Consider the following 16,970-nt stretch of genomic DNA (forward strand, 5'->3'; position numbering starts at 1 on the left):
GTAAATACGTGCACATTTTGACGAGTGGCGGTTCGTCTGGGGCTGGTCGGTTTCTATAAGGTGCGATCCAGAAGCAGTTATTTTTGAGGCGGGAGCGCTGGCTGTTCTGTAAGATTTGCTCCCCTTTCCCGTGTCCGAGAGCGCCTCCCTTGCTGCAGAACATTCGTGTCGTCCTGGTCAATACCAGTCATCCCGGAAACATCGGCGGGGCTGCGCGTGCCATGAAGAACATGGGGCTGTCGCGGCTGGTGCTGGTCGAGCCGCGGATTTTCCCGTCTCATGAGGCCGATGCGCGCGCCTCCGGCGCTACCGACATTCTGGAAAACGCTCAGGTCGTCGCCACCCTGGAAGATGCCCTGGCCGGCTGCACCCTGGTGTTTGGTACCAGCGCCCGTGACCGGCGTATTCCCTGGCCGTTGCTCGACCCCCGTGAGTCCGGGGTCAAGGTGGTGCAGGAGGCAGGGCAGGGCGCCGAAATTGCCTTGGTCTTCGGTCGTGAGGATTCCGGCCTGACCAATGACGAGCTGCAGCGATGTCATTTTCACGTGCATATCCCTTCGGACCCGGAGTTCAGCTCGCTGAACCTGGCGACGGCGGTGCAGGTGTTGGCTTATGAAGTGCGTATGTCCTGGCTGGCGGCCGAAGGCCAGCCAAGCAAGGTCGAGAAGGATGAAGTGGCGTCGCCGCGCAGTGATGAGCTGGCGACCATGGATGAGCTGGAGCGGTTCTACGAGCATCTGGAGCAGACGCTGGTGGCCATCGACTTCCTCGATCCGGAAAAACCACGGCACTTGATGGCGCGCCTGCGCCGGTTGTACGGACGCAGCTCGGTGAGCCGGGCGGAAATGAATATTTTGCGTGGCATCCTCACGGAAACCCAGAAAGCGGCCCGTGGCGAGCTCCTTAAGCGGAAGAATGATGATGTTTGAGCGTTTGCGTGAAGATATCCAGAGTGTTTTCCATCGTGACCCGGCGGCGCGTAATGCATTCGAGGTCCTGACCTGCTACCCGGGCATGCACGCCATCTGGATTCATCGCCTGTCCGGCGCGTTGTGGGGCATGGGTTGGAAGTGGCTGGCGCGCCTGGTGTCAAACTTCGGGCGCTGGTTGACCGGGATCGAGATTCACCCGGGGGCCAAGGTCGGGCGCCGTTTCTTTATCGACCACGGCATGGGCATCGTCATTGGCGAGACCGCCGAGATCGGTGACGACGTCACCCTTTATCAGGGTGTGACCTTGGGCGGCACCAGTTGGAACAAGGGCAAGCGTCATCCGACCCTGGAAGACGGTGTGGTAGTGGGGGCGGGCGCCAAGGTGCTGGGTCCGTTCACTGTGGGCGCGGGCGCCAAGGTCGGCTCCAATGCGGTGGTGACCAAGGCGGTGCCGGCTGGCGCCACGGTGGTGGGTATTCCCGGGCGCATCATCGTCAAGTCCGATGACGAGCAGGAAGCCAAGCGCAAGGCCATGGCCGAGAAGCTCGGTTTCGACGCCTATGGGGTCAGTGAAGACATGCCGGACCCGGTGGCGCGGGCCATTGGCCAGTTGCTCGACCACCTGCAGGCCGTCGATGGGCGTCTGGAGGGGATGTGCGGGGCCTTGAAGGATCTGGGCAGTAACTACTGTGCCAAGGATCTTCCGGCGCTGCGCGATGAGGATTTCGCGGGCGTCAAGGACAAGGGCGACAGCCAGGTTGGCTGAGCCTTTCGGGGCTTTGGCGTTGATCGCGAGCTGGCTTGCTTTGTCGAAGTGAGCCTGCTCGTGCAGCACCCAAAAGGGCGTTGGCGACCCATTAGTCACCGAGCAAATCCAGGGTGTGCCATTACCCTGCAGACTTTGCTATGATTCGCGCGCTCTTTTGCGGGTAAACCTGACTAAAGTAGTAGGTCTTATAGTTGACTTAATTACTCGGGAATTGCATACTCGCTCCCATCCCGAAACACTCCGTGGTACTTGTCCATGCGACTGACTACAAAAGGCCGATACGCGGTAACAGCCATGCTTGACTTGGCGTTGCACGCGCAACATGGGCCGGTGTCCCTGGCCGATATCTCTGAGCGCCAAGGCATCTCCCTGTCCTATCTCGAACAGCTCTTCGCCAAGCTGCGCCGCAGCAATCTGGTGTCCAGCGTGCGTGGTCCAGGCGGTGGCTACCAGCTGTCGCGTGACATGCAAGGCATTCAGGTGGCCCAGGTGATCGATGCGGTGAACGAGTCGGTCGATGCAACCAAATGCCAGGGCCAGGGCGATTGCCATTCCGGCGACACCTGTCTGACCCACCACCTGTGGTGCGATCTGAGCCTGCAGATTCACGAATTTCTGAGCGGTATCAGCTTGGCTGACCTTGTGACTCGCCGTGAGGTGCAAGAAGTAGCCCAGCGTCAGGATCAGCGCCGCTGTAATGGCAAGGCGCAGCACCTGGACAAGATTGAAGCGTCCGCCGTCGAATGACAGCCAAAGAGCTAGCGGCACGCCAGCCAGCCTGATTTAGGAGAGAGTCCATGAAATTGCCGATTTACCTTGATTACTCAGCGACCACCCCGGTTGATCCGCGTGTCGCGCAAAAGATGAGTGAATGCCTGCTGGTCGACGGAAACTTCGGTAACCCGGCGTCCCGCTCCCACGTGTTCGGCTGGAAAGCCGAAGAGTCGGTGGAAAATGCCCGTCGCCAAGTGGCTGACCTGGTCAATGCCGACCCGCGTGAAATTGTCTGGACCTCCGGTGCCACCGAGTCCGACAACCTGGCAATCAAGGGTGTCGCGCATTTCTATCACACCAAGGGCAAGCACCTGATCACCTCGAAGATCGAGCACAAGGCTGTCCTGGACACCATGCGCCAACTCGAGCGTGAAGGCTTCGAAGTCACCTACATCGAGCCGGGCGAAGACGGCCTGATCACTCCGGCCATGGTTGAAGCCGCCCTGCGCGACGACACCATCCTGGTTTCGATCATGCACGTGAACAACGAAATCGGCACCATCAACGACATCGCCGCCATTGGCGAGCTGACTCGTTCCAAAGGCATTCTGTTCCACGTCGACGCGGCTCAGTCCACCGGCAAGGTCGACATCGACCTGCAGGCGCTGAAAGTCGACCTGATGTCCTTCTCCGCCCACAAGACCTACGGTCCTAAGGGTATCGGTGCGCTGTACGTCAGTCGCAAGCCGCGGGTTCGCCTCGAAGCGACCATGCACGGCGGCGGTCACGAGCGCGGCATGCGTTCCGGCACCCTGGCCACCCACCAGATCGTTGGCATGGGCGAAGCCTTCCGTGTAGCCAAGGAAGACATGGCTGCCGAAAACCTGCGCATCAAGGCGTTGAGCGACCGTTTCTACAAGCAGGTCGAGCACCTGGAGGAGCTGTACATCAACGGCAGCATGACCTCCCGCGTACCGCACAACCTGAACCTGAGCTTCAACTACGTCGAAGGCGAGTCGCTGATCATGGCGCTCAAGGACCTGGCGGTTTCCTCCGGTTCGGCCTGCACCTCGGCTTCGCTGGAGCCTTCGTACGTACTGCGCGCCCTGGGCCGCAACGACGAACTGGCACACAGCTCGATCCGCTTCACCTTCGGCCGCTTCACCACCGAAGAAGAAATCGATTATGCCGCGCAGAAAGTCTGCGAGGCCGTGACCAAGCTGCGCGCTCTGTCGCCGCTGTGGGACATGTACAAAGACGGCGTCGATATCTCGAAGATCGAGTGGGCGGCACACTAAATATAGAAGCCGCCAGGTACAGCTCCTGTAGCGACGCGGCGACTGACGCAGGCGTAACTACAGGGGCTCAAGAGCGGCCCTGATGAGTGAGGATTAAGAATCATGGCTTACAGCGAAAAGGTCATCGACCACTACGAGAACCCGCGCAACGTCGGCAAGATGAACGCGGAAGATCCTGATGTCGGCACCGGCATGGTCGGCGCTCCGGCGTGCGGCGACGTGATGCGCCTGCAGATCAAGGTCAACGAACAGGGCATCATCGAAGACGCCAAGTTCAAGACCTATGGTTGCGGTTCGGCTATCGCCTCCAGCTCCCTGGCTACCGAGTGGATGAAAGGCAAGACTCTGGATGAAGCAGAGACCATCAAGAACACTCAGCTGGCTGAAGAGCTGGCCCTGCCGCCAGTGAAAATCCACTGCTCGGTACTCGCCGAAGACGCCATCAAGGCCGCCGTTCGCGACTACAAGCAGAAGAAAGGCCTGATCTGATTTTCGCGGATCAGCTTTCACAGATTGAGCGACAAGTAAGGAGTCACGATGGCTATCAGCATGACAGAAGCGGCTGCTCAACACGTGCGGCGCTCCCTCAACGGGCGCGGCAAAGGTGATGGGATTCGTCTGGGTGTTCGCACCACGGGCTGTTCCGGCCTTGCCTATGTCCTGGAGTTCGTCGACGAGATCGGTGAAGACGATCAGGTGTTCGAGAGTCATGGCGAGAAAGTGATCATCGATCCGAAAAGCCTGACCTACCTGGATGGCACCGAACTGGACTTCGTCAAGGAAGGGTTGAACGAGGGCTTCAAGTTCAACAACCCCAACGTGCGCGGTGAATGTGGCTGCGGCGAAAGCTTCAACATCTGAGGCGGCTCGTGGGTACTCCTTGTCATTTCGCTTTATTTGAGCTGCAACCGAGCTTCCGCCTGGATCTCGAGCAGCTGGCCACGCGCTACCGTGAGTTGGCGCGTGCCGTTCATCCGGACCGCTTCGCTGACGCTTCCGAGCGTGAGCAGCGCCTGGCGCTGGAACAATCCGCCAGCCTCAACGAGGCCTACCAGACTCTCAAGAGTCCTCCCAAGCGCGCGCGATACCTGCTCGCGATGGGCGGCCATGAGCTGCCGCTGGAGGTCACGGTGCACGATCCGGAGTTCCTCCTGCAGCAGATGCAGTGGCGCGAAGAGCTCGAGGATCTGCAGGACGAGGCCGATCTGGCCGGTATCGCAGCTTTCAAGCGCCGCCTGAAAGTGGCCCAGGATGAATTGAACGAAAGCTTCGCAGCCTGTTGGGATGATGCTGCGCAACGCGAACAGGCCGAGCGCCTGATGCGGCGCATGCAGTTCCTCGACAAGCTCACCTACGAAGTGCGCCAGTTAGAAGAGCGCCTCGACGATTAACCCAGTGCCGCTCCGGTCGCACGCCTGATATACAGATAAGTCCAGATAAACATGGCCCTACTGCAGATCGCTGAACCCGGCCAAAGTCCTCAACCGCACCAGCGTCGCCTGGCTGTGGGGATCGACTTGGGTACTACCAATTCGCTGGTCGCTGCCTTGCGCAGTGGTCTTTCCGAGCCGCTGGCCGACGCCAGCGGGCAGGTCATCCTGCCGTCTGCCGTGCGCTATCACGCCGACCATGTCGAGGTGGGCGAGTCTGCCAGGCTGGCGGCGTCTGCCGATCCCCTGAACACCGTGTTGTCGGTCAAGCGCTTGATGGGGCGTGGTCTGTCCGACGTCAAGCAGTTGGGCGAGCAGCTGCCATACCGCTTCGTCGACGGCGAGTCGCACATGCCGTTCATCGACACCATCCAGGGCCCGAAAAGTCCGGTGGAAGTCTCCGCCGATATCCTTAAGGTCCTGCGCCAGCGCGCCGAGTCGACCCTGGGCGGTGAGCTGGTGGGGGCGGTGATTACCGTTCCGGCCTATTTCGACGATGCGCAGCGTCAAGCGACCAAGGATGCGGCCAAGCTGGCCGGTCTCAATGTGTTGCGCCTGCTCAACGAGCCGACCGCGGCGGCCGTGGCCTATGGTCTGGATCAGCACGCCGAAGGCGTGGTGGCCATTTATGACCTGGGTGGCGGGACTTTCGATATTTCCATTCTGCGCCTGACCGGCGGTGTCTTCGAAGTGCTGGCCACCGGTGGCGACAGCGCCCTGGGCGGCGACGATTTCGATCATGCGATAGCCGGCTGGATCATCGAGAGCGCCGGCCTGTCCGCCGATCTCGATCCGGGCAAGCAGCGTAATCTGCTGCAAATCGCCTGTGCCGCCAAGGAAGCGCTTACCAACACCCCGTCGGTCGACGTGACCTATGGCGCCTGGTCGGCACCGCTGACCCGCGAAGCCTTCGATGCTCTGATCGAACCGATGGTGGCGCGCAGCCTCAAGGCCTGCCGTCGCGCCGTGCGTGATTCCAATGTCGAGCTGGAAGATGTCCAGGCAGTGGTCATGGTCGGTGGTTCGACCCGCGTTCCACGGGTTCGCGAGGCGGTCGCCGAAATGTTCGGTCGCCAGCCGCTGACCGAGATCGACCCGGACCAGGTGGTGGCCATTGGTGCCGCGATCCAGGCCGATACCCTGGCCGGCAACAAGCGCGATGGTGGCGAACTGCTGCTGCTTGATGTGATTCCGCTGTCCCTGGGGCTAGAAACCATGGGGGGGTTGATGGAGAAGGTGATTCCGCGCAACACCACCATCCCCGTTGCCCGGGCCCAGGATTTCACCACTTACAAAGATGGCCAGTCGGCCATGATGATTCATGTGCTGCAGGGCGAGCGCGAGCTGATCAGCGACTGCCGTTCCCTGGCGCGTTTCGAACTGCGCGGCATTCCGGCCATGGTCGCCGGGGCGGCGAAGATCCGCGTGACCTTCCAGGTCGATGCCGACGGTCTGCTGAGCGTGTCCGCTCGCGAGCTGGGCTCGGGCGTCGAAGCCAGCATCCAGGTCAAGCCCTCCTACGGTCTGACCGATGGCGAAATCGCCAGGATGCTCAAGGATTCCTTCCAGTACGCCAGCGACGACAAGGTCGCCCGCGTGCTGCGTGAGCAGCAGGTCGATGCCCAGCGCCTGATCGAGGCGGTGCAGGGTGCTCTGGAGGCGGACGGCGAGCGTCTGCTGGATGCCGAAGAGCGCATGGTCATCGAGCTGCAAATGCAGGAATTGAGTGAATTGATGCGTGGCACCGATGGTTACGCCATCGAGCAGCAGACCAAGCGTCTGTCGCAAGTGACCGATGCTTTTGCTGCCCGCCGCCTGGACTCGACGGTGAAAGCCGCTCTGGCGGGGCGCAATCTGAATGAAATCGAGGAATAACTGATGCCGCAGATCATTTTTCTGCCACACGCCGTGTTTTGCCCGGATGGCCTGGTTGTAGAGGCTGCCCCGGGTACCTCGATTCTCGAAGTGGCGCATGACAACCACATCGAGATCGAGAGCGCCTGCGGCGGCGTCTGCGCCTGCACCACCTGTCACTGCATCGTTCGCGAGGGTTTCGACTCGCTGAACGAAGCCGACGAGCTGGAAGAAGACTTGCTGGACAAAGCCTGGGGCCTGGAGGCGCAATCGCGTCTATCCTGCCAGGCGATCGTCGGCGAGGAAGACCTGACCGTCGAAATTCCGAAATACTCGCTCAACCATGCAGCCGAAGCGCCGCACTGATTCAAGGAATCATCATGAGTCTGAAATGGGTTGATGTGCTGGAAATCGCAATCCAGCTGGCTGAATCCAAGCCGGATGTGGATCCGCGGTACGTAAACTTTGTCGATCTGCACCAATGGGTTCTGGCACTGCCGGAATTCAGCGACGATCCGGCTCGCGGTGGCGAGAAGGTTCTTGAAGCCATTCAGGCCGCCTGGATCGAAGAAGCAGACTGAGTCTGTCCCGTACGCAGTTAGGCAATCCCTATAAACCCGCGTATAATTCGCGGGTTTAATTTTTCGCTTTAATCACCGTTTCTGGAGTTACACCATGGCTGTTCAACGTACTTTCTCCATCATCAAGCCTGACGCTGTTGCAAAAAACGTCATCGGCGAGATCGTTACCCGTTTCGAAAAAGCTGGCCTGCGCGTTGTAGCTTCGAAAATGAAGCAACTGTCGAAAGCCGAAGCTGAAGGCTTCTACGCTGAGCACAGCGCTCGTGGCTTCTTCGGCGAGCTGGTTGCTTTCATGACTTCCGGTCCGGTTGTCGTTCAGGTTCTGGAAGGCGAAAACGCTATCGCTCTGAACCGTGAGCTGATGGGCGCTACCAACCCTAAAGAAGCTGCTGCCGGCACCATCCGCGCTGACTTCGCTGAATCCATCGACGCCAACGCCGTTCACGGTTCGGACTCCGAAGCCGCTGCTGCACGCGAAATCGCTTACTTCTTCGCTTCCACCGAAGTGACCACTCGCTAAGCCAAAGGCCCGTGAGTGAAGGTGAAACCATGACTACATCGACTGGCAAAACTAACCTGTTGGGTCTGACTCAACCGGAAATGGAAAAATTCTTCGACTCAATCGGGGAGAAGCGTTTCCGTGCCGGTCAGGTAATGAAATGGATTCACCACTTTGGCGTCGATGATTTCGACGCCATGACGAACGTCGGCAAGGCCTTGCGCGAAAAGCTCAAGGCCGTTGCCGAAATTCGTGGTCCGGAAGTGGTCAGCGAGGACATCTCCAGCGACGGCACCCGCAAGTGGGTGGTGCGCGTGGCGTCCGGCAGCTGCGTCGAGACCGTTTACATTCCCCAGGGCAAACGCGGCACCTTGTGCGTTTCGTCCCAGGCAGGCTGTGCCCTGGACTGCAGTTTCTGCTCCACCGGCAAGCAAGGCTTCAATAGCAACCTCACCGCCGCCGAAGTCATCGGCCAGGTGTGGATTGCCAACAAATCCTTTGGCAGCGTCCCGGCGACCGTCGACCGTGCCATCACCAACGTGGTGATGATGGGCATGGGTGAGCCGCTGCTGAACTTCGACAACGTCATCTCGGCCATGCACCTGATGATGGACGACCTGGGCTACGGCATCTCCAAGCGCCGCGTGACCCTGTCGACCTCCGGCGTGGTACCGATGATCGATGAGCTAGCCAAGCACATCGACGTTTCCCTGGCGTTGTCCCTGCACGCACCGAACGATGCGCTGCGCAACCAGCTGGTACCGATCAACAAGAAGTACCCGCTGAAGATGCTGCTCGAGTCCTGCCAGCGCTACATGTCGTCGCTGGGCGAGAAACGTGTGCTGACGATTGAGTACACGCTGCTCAAGGACGTCAATGATAAGGTTGAACACGCTGTCGAGATGATCGCGTTGCTCAAGGACATTCCTTGCAAGATCAACCTGATCCCGTTCAACCCGTTCCCGCATTCCGGTTACGAGCGGCCGAGCAACAACGCCATTCGCCGGTTCCAGGATCAACTGCATCACGCAGGCTTCAACGTCACCGTGCGCACCACGCGCGGCGAAGACATTGATGCGGCCTGTGGACAACTGGTCGGGCAGGTGCTGGATCGCACCCGTCGTAGCGAACGTTATATCGCGGTGCGCGAGTTGAGCGCCGACGCCGATATGCCGCAAAGCGCTGCGAATCGTACCTGAGAGAGGATCTCCATGACCTTGCGCGTCGCGCTGCTTCTGCTTTTTGTCAGCCTGTCGGCTGGCTGTGTTCTTTCGGGGGATTTCAACCCGATGAAGACAAGCAAGGGGCGGGACGAGGCGCGTGAGGCCTATGTTCAGCTGGGCCTGGGTTATCTGCAGCAAGGCATGACCGAACGGGCGAAAGTGCCGCTGAAAAAGGCCCTGGAGCTGGACGAGTCCGATGCTGACGCCAATGCCGCTCTGGCCTTGGTGTTCCAGGCCGAAATGGAACCCGAGCTGGCTGACCAGCATTACCGCAAGGCCCTGGCTGCGCGTCCCTCCGATGCCCGTATCCTGAACAACTACGGCAGTTTTCTCTTCGAAGAAAAACGTTACAAAGATGCTTATCAGCGCTTTGAGCAGGCGGCTGCTGATACCCTGTACCCCGAGCGATCCCGAGTGTTCGAGAACCTTGGCATGACCGCCGCGATGCTGGGTGAGCGTGACCTGGCCCGGCAACACCTGGAAAAAGCCCTGCGCCTGAACCGCCAGCAGCCTCGCGCATTGCTGGAAATGGCTGAGTTGTCCTTCGAAGACAGGCATTATGTGCCCGCACGCGACTATTACGATCGTTTTAGCCTGCTGAGCGAGCAAAATGCACGTAGTCTATTGCTCGGCGTTCGACTGGCAACGGTGTTTGAAGATCGCGACAAGGCCGCCAGTTACGGCCTGCAATTAAAACGACTCTATCCCGGTACGCCGGAATATCAGCAATACCTGTCGGAGCAATGATGAAAGCGGCGCATCCCGAAGTTCTAGCAGCGACTCGCGTCAACCCCGGTGAGACCCTGCGTCAGGCCCGCGAAAGCAATGGTTGGTCGCTGGCTGAAGTGGCCCTCAAGCTCAATCTGACCGCAAACTCGTTGAGCAACCTGGAAGCCGGCGCTTTCGACAAACTGCCGGGGCATACCTTCGCCCGCGGTTATATCCGTGCCTATGCCAAGTTGCTGGGGATGGACCAGGCCGTTCTGGTCCAGGCCTTCGACCAATACACGGGCACCGATTCCCAGGGCAGCAATGTGCACAGCCTCGGCCGTATCGAAGAGCCAGTACGGGTTTCCCACACCATTTTGCGCATCGTCAGCCTGTTGCTGCTGATCGCGGTGATCGGTGGTGGCTTTATCTGGTGGCAGGATCAAACGTCCGTGCGCACCAAGGAGCTGGTTGGCCTCAATCAGGAACACGTCGAAGTCGAAGGGGCCGACGGCACCACGCAGATTCATCCGATCGACGAGCCGGAAGACCAGGCGGTCGTGGAAGGCCAGACCGAGGGCGAAACCGCCCTGGCCCTGCCTGAAACCCCGGCTCCAGGCCAGACCGCTGCGGATGCAGCGGCTCCTGCGCCAAGTGCTCCGGCTGCCGCACCTGTAGCCCCGGTGGCTCCTGCTCCAGTGGCCGTGGCACCGGCGGCACCAGCGCCGAGCGCTCCGGCCGCGCCTGCCCCTGTAGCGCCCGTGGTCGCAGCAGCGACTATTCCGGCTGCCCCGGCAGCTCCAACTGCGCCCGCCGCCGCGCCTGTGGCCGGCGCGGGTCAGGTACAGATCCAGTTCACAGCCGATTGCTGGACCCAGATCACCGACGGCAGCGGTAAAGTGCTGTTGAGTGGCCTGAAGCGCAAGGGCGAGACCGCCGATGTTTCCGGCAAGCCGCCATTTGCCGTGCGCCTGGGTTATGCCCGTGGTGCGCAGGTCAGCTACAACGGACAAGCGGTCGATGTGGCTCCGTTCACCAGTGGCGAGACTGCTCGCCTGAAGTTAGGTCAATAAGTCATGCACGGCGAATCTCCAATCAAACGTCGCGAGTCCCGCAAGATCTGGGTCGGCTCGGTACCCGTGGGTGGCGATGCCCCCATTGCCGTGCAGAGCATGACCAACAGCGACACCAACGATGTGGCGGCCACTGTGGCCCAGATCAACCGTCTGGAAGCCGCCGGTGTTGATATCGTGCGGGTTTCCGTACCGGATATGGACGCGGCCGAAGCTTTTGGCCGTATCAAGCAGCAGGTCAAGGTGCCGCTGGTTGCCGACATCCACTTCGACTACAAGATCGCCTTGCGCGTGGCCGAACTGGGCGTCGATTGCTTGCGGATCAACCCCGGCAACATCGGTCGTGAAGACCGCGTGCGTGCGGTGGTGGATGCGGCCCGTGATCGCGGGATCCCGATCCGTATCGGCGTCAACGCCGGTTCCCTGGAAAAGGACCTGCAGAAGAAATATGGCGAGCCCACCCCGGCGGCGCTGGTGGAGTCTGCCCTGCGTCACGTCGAGCACCTTGAGCGCTTGAACTTCAAGGACTTCAAGGTCAGTGTGAAAGCCTCCGACGTGTTCATGGCCGTCGAAGCCTATCGCCTGCTGGCCAAGGAAATCATCCAGCCGCTGCACCTGGGTATCACCGAAGCCGGCGGTTTGCGTTCAGGCACGGTGAAATCCGCCGTGGGCCTCGGTATGCTGCTGGCCGAAGGGATTGGCGATACTATTCGCATCTCGTTGGCGGCCGACCCGGTCGAAGAAGTGAAAGTCGGCTACGACATTCTCAAGTCCCTGCATCTGCGTTCCCGTGGCATCAACTTCATCGCCTGCCCGAGCTGCTCGCGGCAGAATTTCGATGTGGTCAAGACCATGAACGAACTGGAAGGGCGTCTCGAGGATCTGCTGGTACCGCTGGACGTGGCGGTCATCGGTTGTGTGGTCAACGGTCCGGGCGAAGCCAAAGAGGCGCATATCGGTCTGACCGGCGGGACGCCGAACCTGATTTACATCGACGGCAAGCCGTCGCAGAAACTGACGAATGACAATCTTGTGGATCAACTGGAAAAGCTGATCCGCGAGAAAGCGGCCGAAAAGGTCGAAGCCGACGCAGCGCTGATCGCGCGCGGCTAATCGAATGAATTAAGGATTTTTTGTGAGCAAGTCTCTGCAAGCCATTCGTGGCATGAACGACATCCTGCCCGAGCAGACGCCCCTGTGGCGCTATTTCGAGGGCACCGTTGCGCGGTTGCTGGATAACTACGGTTACAAGCAGATCCGTATGCCGATCGTCGAGTTCACCGAGTTGTTCAAGCGCTCCATCGGTGAAGTGACCGACATCGTCGAAAAAGAGATGTACACCTTCGACGACCGTAACGGTGACTCCCTGACCCTGCGTCCGGAAGGCACCGCGGCGTGCGTGCGCGCTGTGCTCGAGCATGGCATCACTGGCGGTGGCCAGGTGCAGAAACTCTGGTACATCGGCCCGATGTTCCGTCACGAGCGTCCACAGAAAGGCCGTTATCGCCAGTTCCACCAGATCGGTTGCGAAGTCTTCAACCTCGACGGTCCGGACATCGACGCCGAACTGATCGTGCTGACCTGGCGCCTGTGGGGCGAACTGGGTATCCGTGACGCGGTCAAGCTCGAGCTGAACAGCCTGGGAACCGCCGAAGCCCGTGCGCGTTATCGCGATGCGCTGGTGACGTTCCTCTCGGCACGCATGGACAAGCTCGACGAAGACAGCCAGCGTCGCCTGAAAACCAACCCGCTGCGCGTGCTCGACACCAAGAACCCGGACACTCAAGCCGTACTGGTGGATGCGCCGAAGCTGGCCGATTACCTGGACGAAGAGTCCCGCGTGCACTTCGAGGGGCTCAAGGCCCGTCTGGATGCCGCTGGTATCCCTTATGTGATCAACCCGAAGCTGGTGCGCGGGCTGGATTACTACAGCAAGACCGTTTTCGAATGGGTCACCGACAAGCTCGGCGCCCAGGGCACCGTCTGTGCCGGCGGCCGCTACGACGGCCTGGTCGAGCAGATGGGCGGCAAGCCTACCCCGGGTGTCGGTTTTGCCATGGGGATCGAGCGTCTGGTATTGCTGCTGGAAACCCTGGAGCAGATCCCGGAAGAGATCTCGCGCCAGGTCGACGTTTACCTCTGCGCCTTCGGGGAAGCCGCCGAACTGGCTGCTCTGGCGCTGAGCGAACGGGTTCGTGACCAGTTGCCCAACCTGCGCCTGCAGATCAACGCCGGTGCCGGCAGCTTCAAGAGCCAGTTCAAAAAGGCCGACAAGAGCGGTGCGTTGTACGCATTGATCCTCGGTGACGACGAACTGGCCCAGCAAGTGGTAGGTTTCAAACCCCTGCGTGGCCAGGGCGAACAACAAAGCATTGCCTGGGATGCGCTCGCTGCACACCTGGCCACCTGCGTCGTGCAGGGTTGAAGCTGTCAAACAGCCGATTTAGCGAATAAGGAGTATTGGGGTGTCGAGTACCGAAGATGAACAGCTGGCGGATTTGAAGGACTGGTGGCAGCGCAACGGCAAGCCCCTGGTCACCGGCGGCCTGTTGGCGCTGGTCATCGTGTTCGGCTGGCAGGCCTGGCACAAGTATCAGAACAATCAATCGCAAGGCGCCTCGATGCTCTATCAGCAATTGCTGGAGACCACGCTGACGCCTGACGGCAAGCCGGATGCAGCCCGTGTTGCAGACCTGGCCGGCAAGCTCAACAGTGAGTTCGGCGGTACTGCCTACGCGCAATACGGCAGCCTGTTCGTCGCCAAGGTGGCGGTCGACACCGGCAAGCTGGACGACGCAGCGACCGAGCTCAAAGCCATCGCCGACAAGCCGGCCAACCCGACGCTGGGCGAAATCGCCCGTCAGCGCCTGGCTCAGGTCCTGGCGGCGCAGAACAAGGCCGATGAAGCGCTGAAGCTGCTCGAAGGCGATGCCGACAAGGCATTCCTGGCCACTCGCGAAGAGCTCAAGGGCGACCTGCTGGTCCAATTGGGCCGTACCGACGAAGCCCATGCTGCGTATGAAAAAGCCAAGGCCGCGCTGTCCGATGAAGCGGCGGTCGGTGGCCTACAAATCAAGCTGGACGACCTGGCCAAAGGGGATGCGTGACGTGATCCGTTGGAAACATGCAGCATTGCTGGCTCTGGCCGTTCTGGCCGCGGGTTGCAGCAGCAACAGCAAGAAAGAATTGCCACCTGCCGAACTGGTCGACTTCAAAGAAGAAGTGGTCCTGCAGAAACAGTGGAGCCGTTCGGTCGGTGACGGCCAGGGCGAAACCTACAACATGCTGGTTCCGGCGATCGACGGCAGCACCATCTACGCCGCCGACGTCACTGGCGTGGTAGAGGCACTGGATCGCATGAACGGCGACGTCAAATGGAAACAGGACCTGGAGTTGCCTGTGTCCGGTGCCGTTGGCGTGGGTTACGGCCTGGTCATGATCGGTACCCTCAAGGGCGAAGTGGTCGCTCTGGACGCTTCGAGCGGCGAAGAGAAGTGGCGCGCGCGGGTGACCAGTGAAGTACTGGCTCCGCCGTCCACCAATGGCGATGTGGTGGTGGTCCAGACCCAGGATGACCGTGTGATCGGCCTCGATGCCGCCACCGGCAACCAGATGTGGGTCTACGACAGCACCCCGGCGGTACTGACCCTGCGCGGCACCAGTGCACCAATCACCACCAATCGCCTGGCGGTCGCCGGCCTGTCGACCGGTAAAGTGGTGGCCCTGGATATCCGCAACGGCGTGCCGGTGTGGGAACAGCGCGTGGCCATTCCGCAAGGTCGTTCCGAACTGGATCGCGTGGTCGACATCGACGGTGGCCTGCTGTTGTCCGGTGGCACCCTGTATGTCGCCAGCTACCAGGGTCGCGTAGCGGCGCTGGACCTGGAAAGCGGTCGTCCGCTCTGGCAGCGCGATGCTTCCAGCTATGCGGGTGTCGCTCAAGGTTTCGGCAGCGTCTATGTGAGCCTGTCCTCCGGCACCGTCGAAAGCATCGACGAGCGTTCCACCACTGCGTTGTGGAGCAACGACTCGCTGGCCCGCCGTCAACTGTCGGCCCCGGAAGTCTTCTCCAGCTACGTGGCGGTCGGTGACCTGGAAGGTTACCTGCACCTGCTGAGCCAGGTTGACGGTCGCTTCGTCGGCCGTGAGCGTATCGACAGCGATGGCCTGCGTGCGCGTCCGCTGGTAGTGGGCAACATGATTTATGTGTATGGCAACAGCGGCAAACTGGAAGCCCTGACCATCAAGTAATGGTTTGACTATGCTTGGGGTTGATCCCCAAGCGGCCTTGCCCCGGCAAGGTTCGCAGCACGTCACGTGCTGCCCCGAGCACCAGCCGCTGCCTCGCAGCGGCTTTTGTATTTTCTGAATTAACGCAGTGGAGAGCCGCATGGTTCCCGTAATCGCCCTGGTGGGCCGACCGAACGTCGGCAAGTCCACCTTGTTCAACCGCCTGACTCGGACTCGCGACGCCATTGTCGGCGACCTGTCCGGTCTGACCCGTGATCGCCAATACGGTGAGGCCAAGTGGCAAGGGCGTACCTACATTCTGATCGACACCGGCGGTATCTCCGGTGACGAGCATGGCATGGACGAAAAGATGGCCGAGCAGTCGCTGCTGGCCATCGAAGAAGCCGATGTCGTCCTGTTCCTGGTAGATGCCAAGGCCGGTTTCACCGCGGCCGACCAGATGATCGGCGAGCATCTGCGCAAACGTAACAAGACCTCTTACGTGATCGCCAACAAGGTCGACAATATCGACCCTGACATGGCGCGTGCCGAGTTCGCCCCGCTGGGCATGGGCGACGCGATCCCGATCGCCGGTGCTCACGGTCGTGGTATCACGCAGATGTTGGAAATCGCCCTGCGCGAGTTCCCGAAAGACGACGCAGACGAGCCGGAAGAGGGCGAGGAAGAAGTCGTAGCCGAAGGCGAGGAAGCCAAGCGCATTCCGGGTCCGAGCGAAAAAGACGGGATCAAGATCGCCATCATCGGTCGGCCGAACGTGGGCAAGTCCACCCTGGTCAACCGCATGCTCGGCGAAGACCGGGTCATCGTCTACGACCAGCCGGGCACCACCCGCGACAGTATCTACATTCCCTTCGAGCGTAACGAAGAGAAGTACACGCTGATCGACACCGCCGGTGTGCGCAAGCGCGGCAAGATCCACGAGGAAGTTGAAAAGTTCTCGGTGGTCAAGACCCTGCAGGCGATCAAGGACGCCAACGTGGTGATCTTCGTCATGGACGCCCGCGAAGGCGTGGTCGACCACGACCTGAACCTGCTGGGCTTCGCCCTGGAAGCGGGCCGGGCCCTGGTCATCGCCCTGAACAAATGGGATGGCATGGACCCGCGCGAGCGTGACTATGTGAAGACCGAGCTGGAGCGCCGGCTGTTCTTCGTCGACTTCGCCGACATCCACTTCATTTCGGCGTTGCACGGCACTGGCGTGGGCAACCTCTACCAGTCGGTGCAGAACTCCTTCAAGTCCGCGGTAACCCGCTGGCCGACCAGCCGCCTGACGCAGATTCTCGAAGACGCCGTGAGCGAGCACGCGCCACCGATGGTCAACAACCGTCGCATCAAGCTGCGTTATGCCCACCTGGGTGGCGCCAACCCGCCGCTGATCGTGATCCACGGCAATCAGGTGGAGAAGGTGCCGAAGTCCTATGTGCGCTACCTGGAAAACACCTACCGGCGTGTTCTGAAGCTGGTCGGTACGCCGATCCGCATCGAATTCAAGGGCGGCGAAAACCCGTACGAAGGCAACAAGAACACGCTCACCGACCGTCAGGTCAACAAGAAGCGTCGTTTGATGACACACCACAAGAAGGCCGAGAAGAAGCGCAAAGACAAGCGCTGAGTCACCTGGTAGGAGCCGGGGGGGGG

19 protein-coding genes are annotated in these 16,970 nt (G+C 60.6%); all 19 read left to right on the plus strand.

Going from position 1 to position 16,970, the window contains the following annotated elements:
- The first annotated feature begins 149 nt into the window (after positions 1 to 149).
- The 19 genes from trmJ (at position 150) to der (ending at position 16,944) form a co-directional block, all read left to right on the plus strand.
- Entirely contained in the window at positions 150 to 929 is a 780-nt protein-coding gene (gene trmJ, locus AC07Y9_RS09610; RefSeq protein ID WP_007929516.1) for a tRNA (cytosine(32)/uridine(32)-2'-O)-methyltransferase TrmJ, read from the plus strand.
- On the plus strand, positions 922 to 1,698 hold the full coding sequence (cysE, locus tag AC07Y9_RS09615; protein ID WP_007929518.1) for a serine O-acetyltransferase: 777 nt from the start codon (positions 922 to 924) through the stop codon (positions 1,696 to 1,698). The genes trmJ and cysE overlap by 8 nt, the downstream gene beginning before the upstream one ends.
- 258 nt (positions 1,699 to 1,956) lie before the next feature.
- On the plus strand, positions 1,957 to 2,448 hold the full coding sequence (gene iscR / locus AC07Y9_RS09620; protein ID WP_009045442.1) for a Fe-S cluster assembly transcriptional regulator IscR: 492 nt from the start codon (positions 1,957 to 1,959) through the stop codon (positions 2,446 to 2,448).
- Between the two features lie 50 nt (positions 2,449 to 2,498).
- Entirely contained in the window at positions 2,499 to 3,713 is a 1,215-nt protein-coding gene (locus tag AC07Y9_RS09625) for an IscS subfamily cysteine desulfurase (RefSeq protein ID WP_009045441.1), read from the plus strand.
- A 102-nt stretch (positions 3,714 to 3,815) separates the two neighbouring features.
- Positions 3,816 to 4,202, plus strand: a complete 387-nt coding sequence (iscU, locus tag AC07Y9_RS09630; RefSeq protein WP_007929523.1) for a Fe-S cluster assembly scaffold IscU — start codon at positions 3,816 to 3,818, stop codon at positions 4,200 to 4,202.
- Positions 4,203 to 4,250: 48 nt separating this feature from the next.
- Positions 4,251 to 4,574, plus strand: coding sequence for an iron-sulfur cluster assembly protein IscA (gene iscA, locus AC07Y9_RS09635; RefSeq protein ID WP_007929524.1), 324 nt, complete (start codon positions 4,251 to 4,253; stop codon positions 4,572 to 4,574).
- Positions 4,575 to 4,582: 8 nt separating this feature from the next.
- Entirely contained in the window at positions 4,583 to 5,104 is a 522-nt protein-coding gene (hscB, locus tag AC07Y9_RS09640; RefSeq protein ID WP_007929525.1) for a co-chaperone HscB, read from the plus strand.
- 51 nt (positions 5,105 to 5,155) lie between these two features.
- Positions 5,156 to 7,018 (plus strand): Fe-S protein assembly chaperone HscA, encoded by a 1,863-nt coding sequence (gene hscA, locus AC07Y9_RS09645; protein WP_102678554.1) that lies wholly within the window; start codon positions 5,156 to 5,158, stop codon positions 7,016 to 7,018.
- A 3-nt stretch (positions 7,019 to 7,021) separates the two neighbouring features.
- Positions 7,022 to 7,363: an ISC system 2Fe-2S type ferredoxin gene (gene fdx, locus AC07Y9_RS09650; RefSeq protein ID WP_009045439.1), complete on the plus strand. Its 342-nt coding sequence runs from the start codon at positions 7,022 to 7,024 to the stop codon at positions 7,361 to 7,363.
- Between the two features lie 14 nt (positions 7,364 to 7,377).
- Entirely contained in the window at positions 7,378 to 7,578 is a 201-nt protein-coding gene (gene iscX, locus AC07Y9_RS09655) for a Fe-S cluster assembly protein IscX (RefSeq protein WP_007929528.1), read from the plus strand.
- 94 nt (positions 7,579 to 7,672) lie between these two features.
- The gene (gene ndk, locus AC07Y9_RS09660) at positions 7,673 to 8,098 is read left to right on the plus strand and encodes a nucleoside-diphosphate kinase (RefSeq protein WP_007929529.1); all 426 of its coding nucleotides are present in this window, start codon (positions 7,673 to 7,675) and stop codon (positions 8,096 to 8,098) included.
- Positions 8,099 to 8,127: 29 nt separating this feature from the next.
- On the plus strand, positions 8,128 to 9,276 hold the full coding sequence (gene rlmN, locus AC07Y9_RS09665; protein WP_007929531.1) for a dual-specificity RNA methyltransferase RlmN: 1,149 nt from the start codon (positions 8,128 to 8,130) through the stop codon (positions 9,274 to 9,276).
- A gap of 12 nt (positions 9,277 to 9,288) precedes the next feature.
- Positions 9,289 to 10,047: a type IV pilus biogenesis/stability protein PilW gene (gene pilW, locus AC07Y9_RS09670; RefSeq protein ID WP_053262508.1), complete on the plus strand. Its 759-nt coding sequence runs from the start codon at positions 9,289 to 9,291 to the stop codon at positions 10,045 to 10,047.
- Entirely contained in the window at positions 10,047 to 11,081 is a 1,035-nt protein-coding gene (locus AC07Y9_RS09675; protein WP_102678553.1) for a RodZ domain-containing protein, read from the plus strand. Before pilW ends, AC07Y9_RS09675 begins: the two co-directional genes overlap by 1 nt.
- A 3-nt stretch (positions 11,082 to 11,084) precedes the next feature.
- On the plus strand, positions 11,085 to 12,194 hold the full coding sequence (ispG, locus tag AC07Y9_RS09680) for a flavodoxin-dependent (E)-4-hydroxy-3-methylbut-2-enyl-diphosphate synthase (protein ID WP_007929536.1): 1,110 nt from the start codon (positions 11,085 to 11,087) through the stop codon (positions 12,192 to 12,194).
- A gap of 22 nt (positions 12,195 to 12,216) precedes the next feature.
- Positions 12,217 to 13,506, plus strand: a complete 1,290-nt coding sequence (gene hisS / locus AC07Y9_RS09685; protein ID WP_009045435.1) for a histidine--tRNA ligase — start codon at positions 12,217 to 12,219, stop codon at positions 13,504 to 13,506.
- Between the two features lie 40 nt (positions 13,507 to 13,546).
- Positions 13,547 to 14,188, plus strand: a complete 642-nt coding sequence (locus AC07Y9_RS09690) for a tetratricopeptide repeat protein (RefSeq protein WP_007929540.1) — start codon at positions 13,547 to 13,549, stop codon at positions 14,186 to 14,188.
- Positions 14,181 to 15,332 carry an outer membrane protein assembly factor BamB gene (gene bamB / locus AC07Y9_RS09695; protein WP_009045434.1) on the plus strand — a complete coding sequence of 384 codons (1,152 nt, stop codon included), beginning with the start codon at positions 14,181 to 14,183 and terminating at the stop codon, positions 15,330 to 15,332. Before AC07Y9_RS09690 ends, bamB begins: the two co-directional genes overlap by 8 nt.
- Before the next feature lie 139 nt (positions 15,333 to 15,471).
- Positions 15,472 to 16,944: a ribosome biogenesis GTPase Der gene (gene der / locus AC07Y9_RS09700; RefSeq protein WP_007929542.1), complete on the plus strand. Its 1,473-nt coding sequence runs from the start codon at positions 15,472 to 15,474 to the stop codon at positions 16,942 to 16,944.
- Positions 16,945 to 16,970 lie beyond the last annotated feature (26 nt).

It is taken from the genome of Pseudomonas sp. GW456-L12, from assembly GCF_059424045.1.

Excerpts from the sequence above, each read along its gene's own strand:
- cysE (WP_007929518.1), top strand. The coding sequence starts at position 922 with ATGTTTGAGCGTTTGCGTGAAGATATCCAGAGTGTTTTCCATCGTGAC.
- iscR (WP_009045442.1), top strand. The coding sequence starts at position 1,957 with ATGCGACTGACTACAAAAGGCCGATACGCGGTAACAGCCATGCTTGAC.
- AC07Y9_RS09625 (WP_009045441.1), top strand. The coding sequence starts at position 2,499 with ATGAAATTGCCGATTTACCTTGATTACTCAGCGACCACCCCGGTTGAT.
- iscU (WP_007929523.1), top strand. The coding sequence starts at position 3,816 with ATGGCTTACAGCGAAAAGGTCATCGACCACTACGAGAACCCGCGCAAC.
- iscA (WP_007929524.1), top strand. The coding sequence starts at position 4,251 with ATGGCTATCAGCATGACAGAAGCGGCTGCTCAACACGTGCGGCGCTCC.
- hscA (WP_102678554.1), top strand. The coding sequence starts at position 5,156 with ATGGCCCTACTGCAGATCGCTGAACCCGGCCAAAGTCCTCAACCGCAC.
- fdx (WP_009045439.1), top strand. The coding sequence starts at position 7,022 with ATGCCGCAGATCATTTTTCTGCCACACGCCGTGTTTTGCCCGGATGGC.
- iscX (WP_007929528.1), top strand. The coding sequence starts at position 7,378 with ATGAGTCTGAAATGGGTTGATGTGCTGGAAATCGCAATCCAGCTGGCT.
- ndk (WP_007929529.1), top strand. The coding sequence starts at position 7,673 with ATGGCTGTTCAACGTACTTTCTCCATCATCAAGCCTGACGCTGTTGCA.
- rlmN (WP_007929531.1), top strand. The coding sequence starts at position 8,128 with ATGACTACATCGACTGGCAAAACTAACCTGTTGGGTCTGACTCAACCG.
- pilW (WP_053262508.1), top strand. The coding sequence starts at position 9,289 with ATGACCTTGCGCGTCGCGCTGCTTCTGCTTTTTGTCAGCCTGTCGGCT.
- AC07Y9_RS09675 (WP_102678553.1), top strand. The coding sequence starts at position 10,047 with ATGAAAGCGGCGCATCCCGAAGTTCTAGCAGCGACTCGCGTCAACCCC.
- ispG (WP_007929536.1), top strand. The coding sequence starts at position 11,085 with ATGCACGGCGAATCTCCAATCAAACGTCGCGAGTCCCGCAAGATCTGG.
- bamB (WP_009045434.1), top strand. The coding sequence starts at position 14,181 with ATGCGTGACGTGATCCGTTGGAAACATGCAGCATTGCTGGCTCTGGCC.
- der (WP_007929542.1), top strand. The coding sequence starts at position 15,472 with ATGGTTCCCGTAATCGCCCTGGTGGGCCGACCGAACGTCGGCAAGTCC.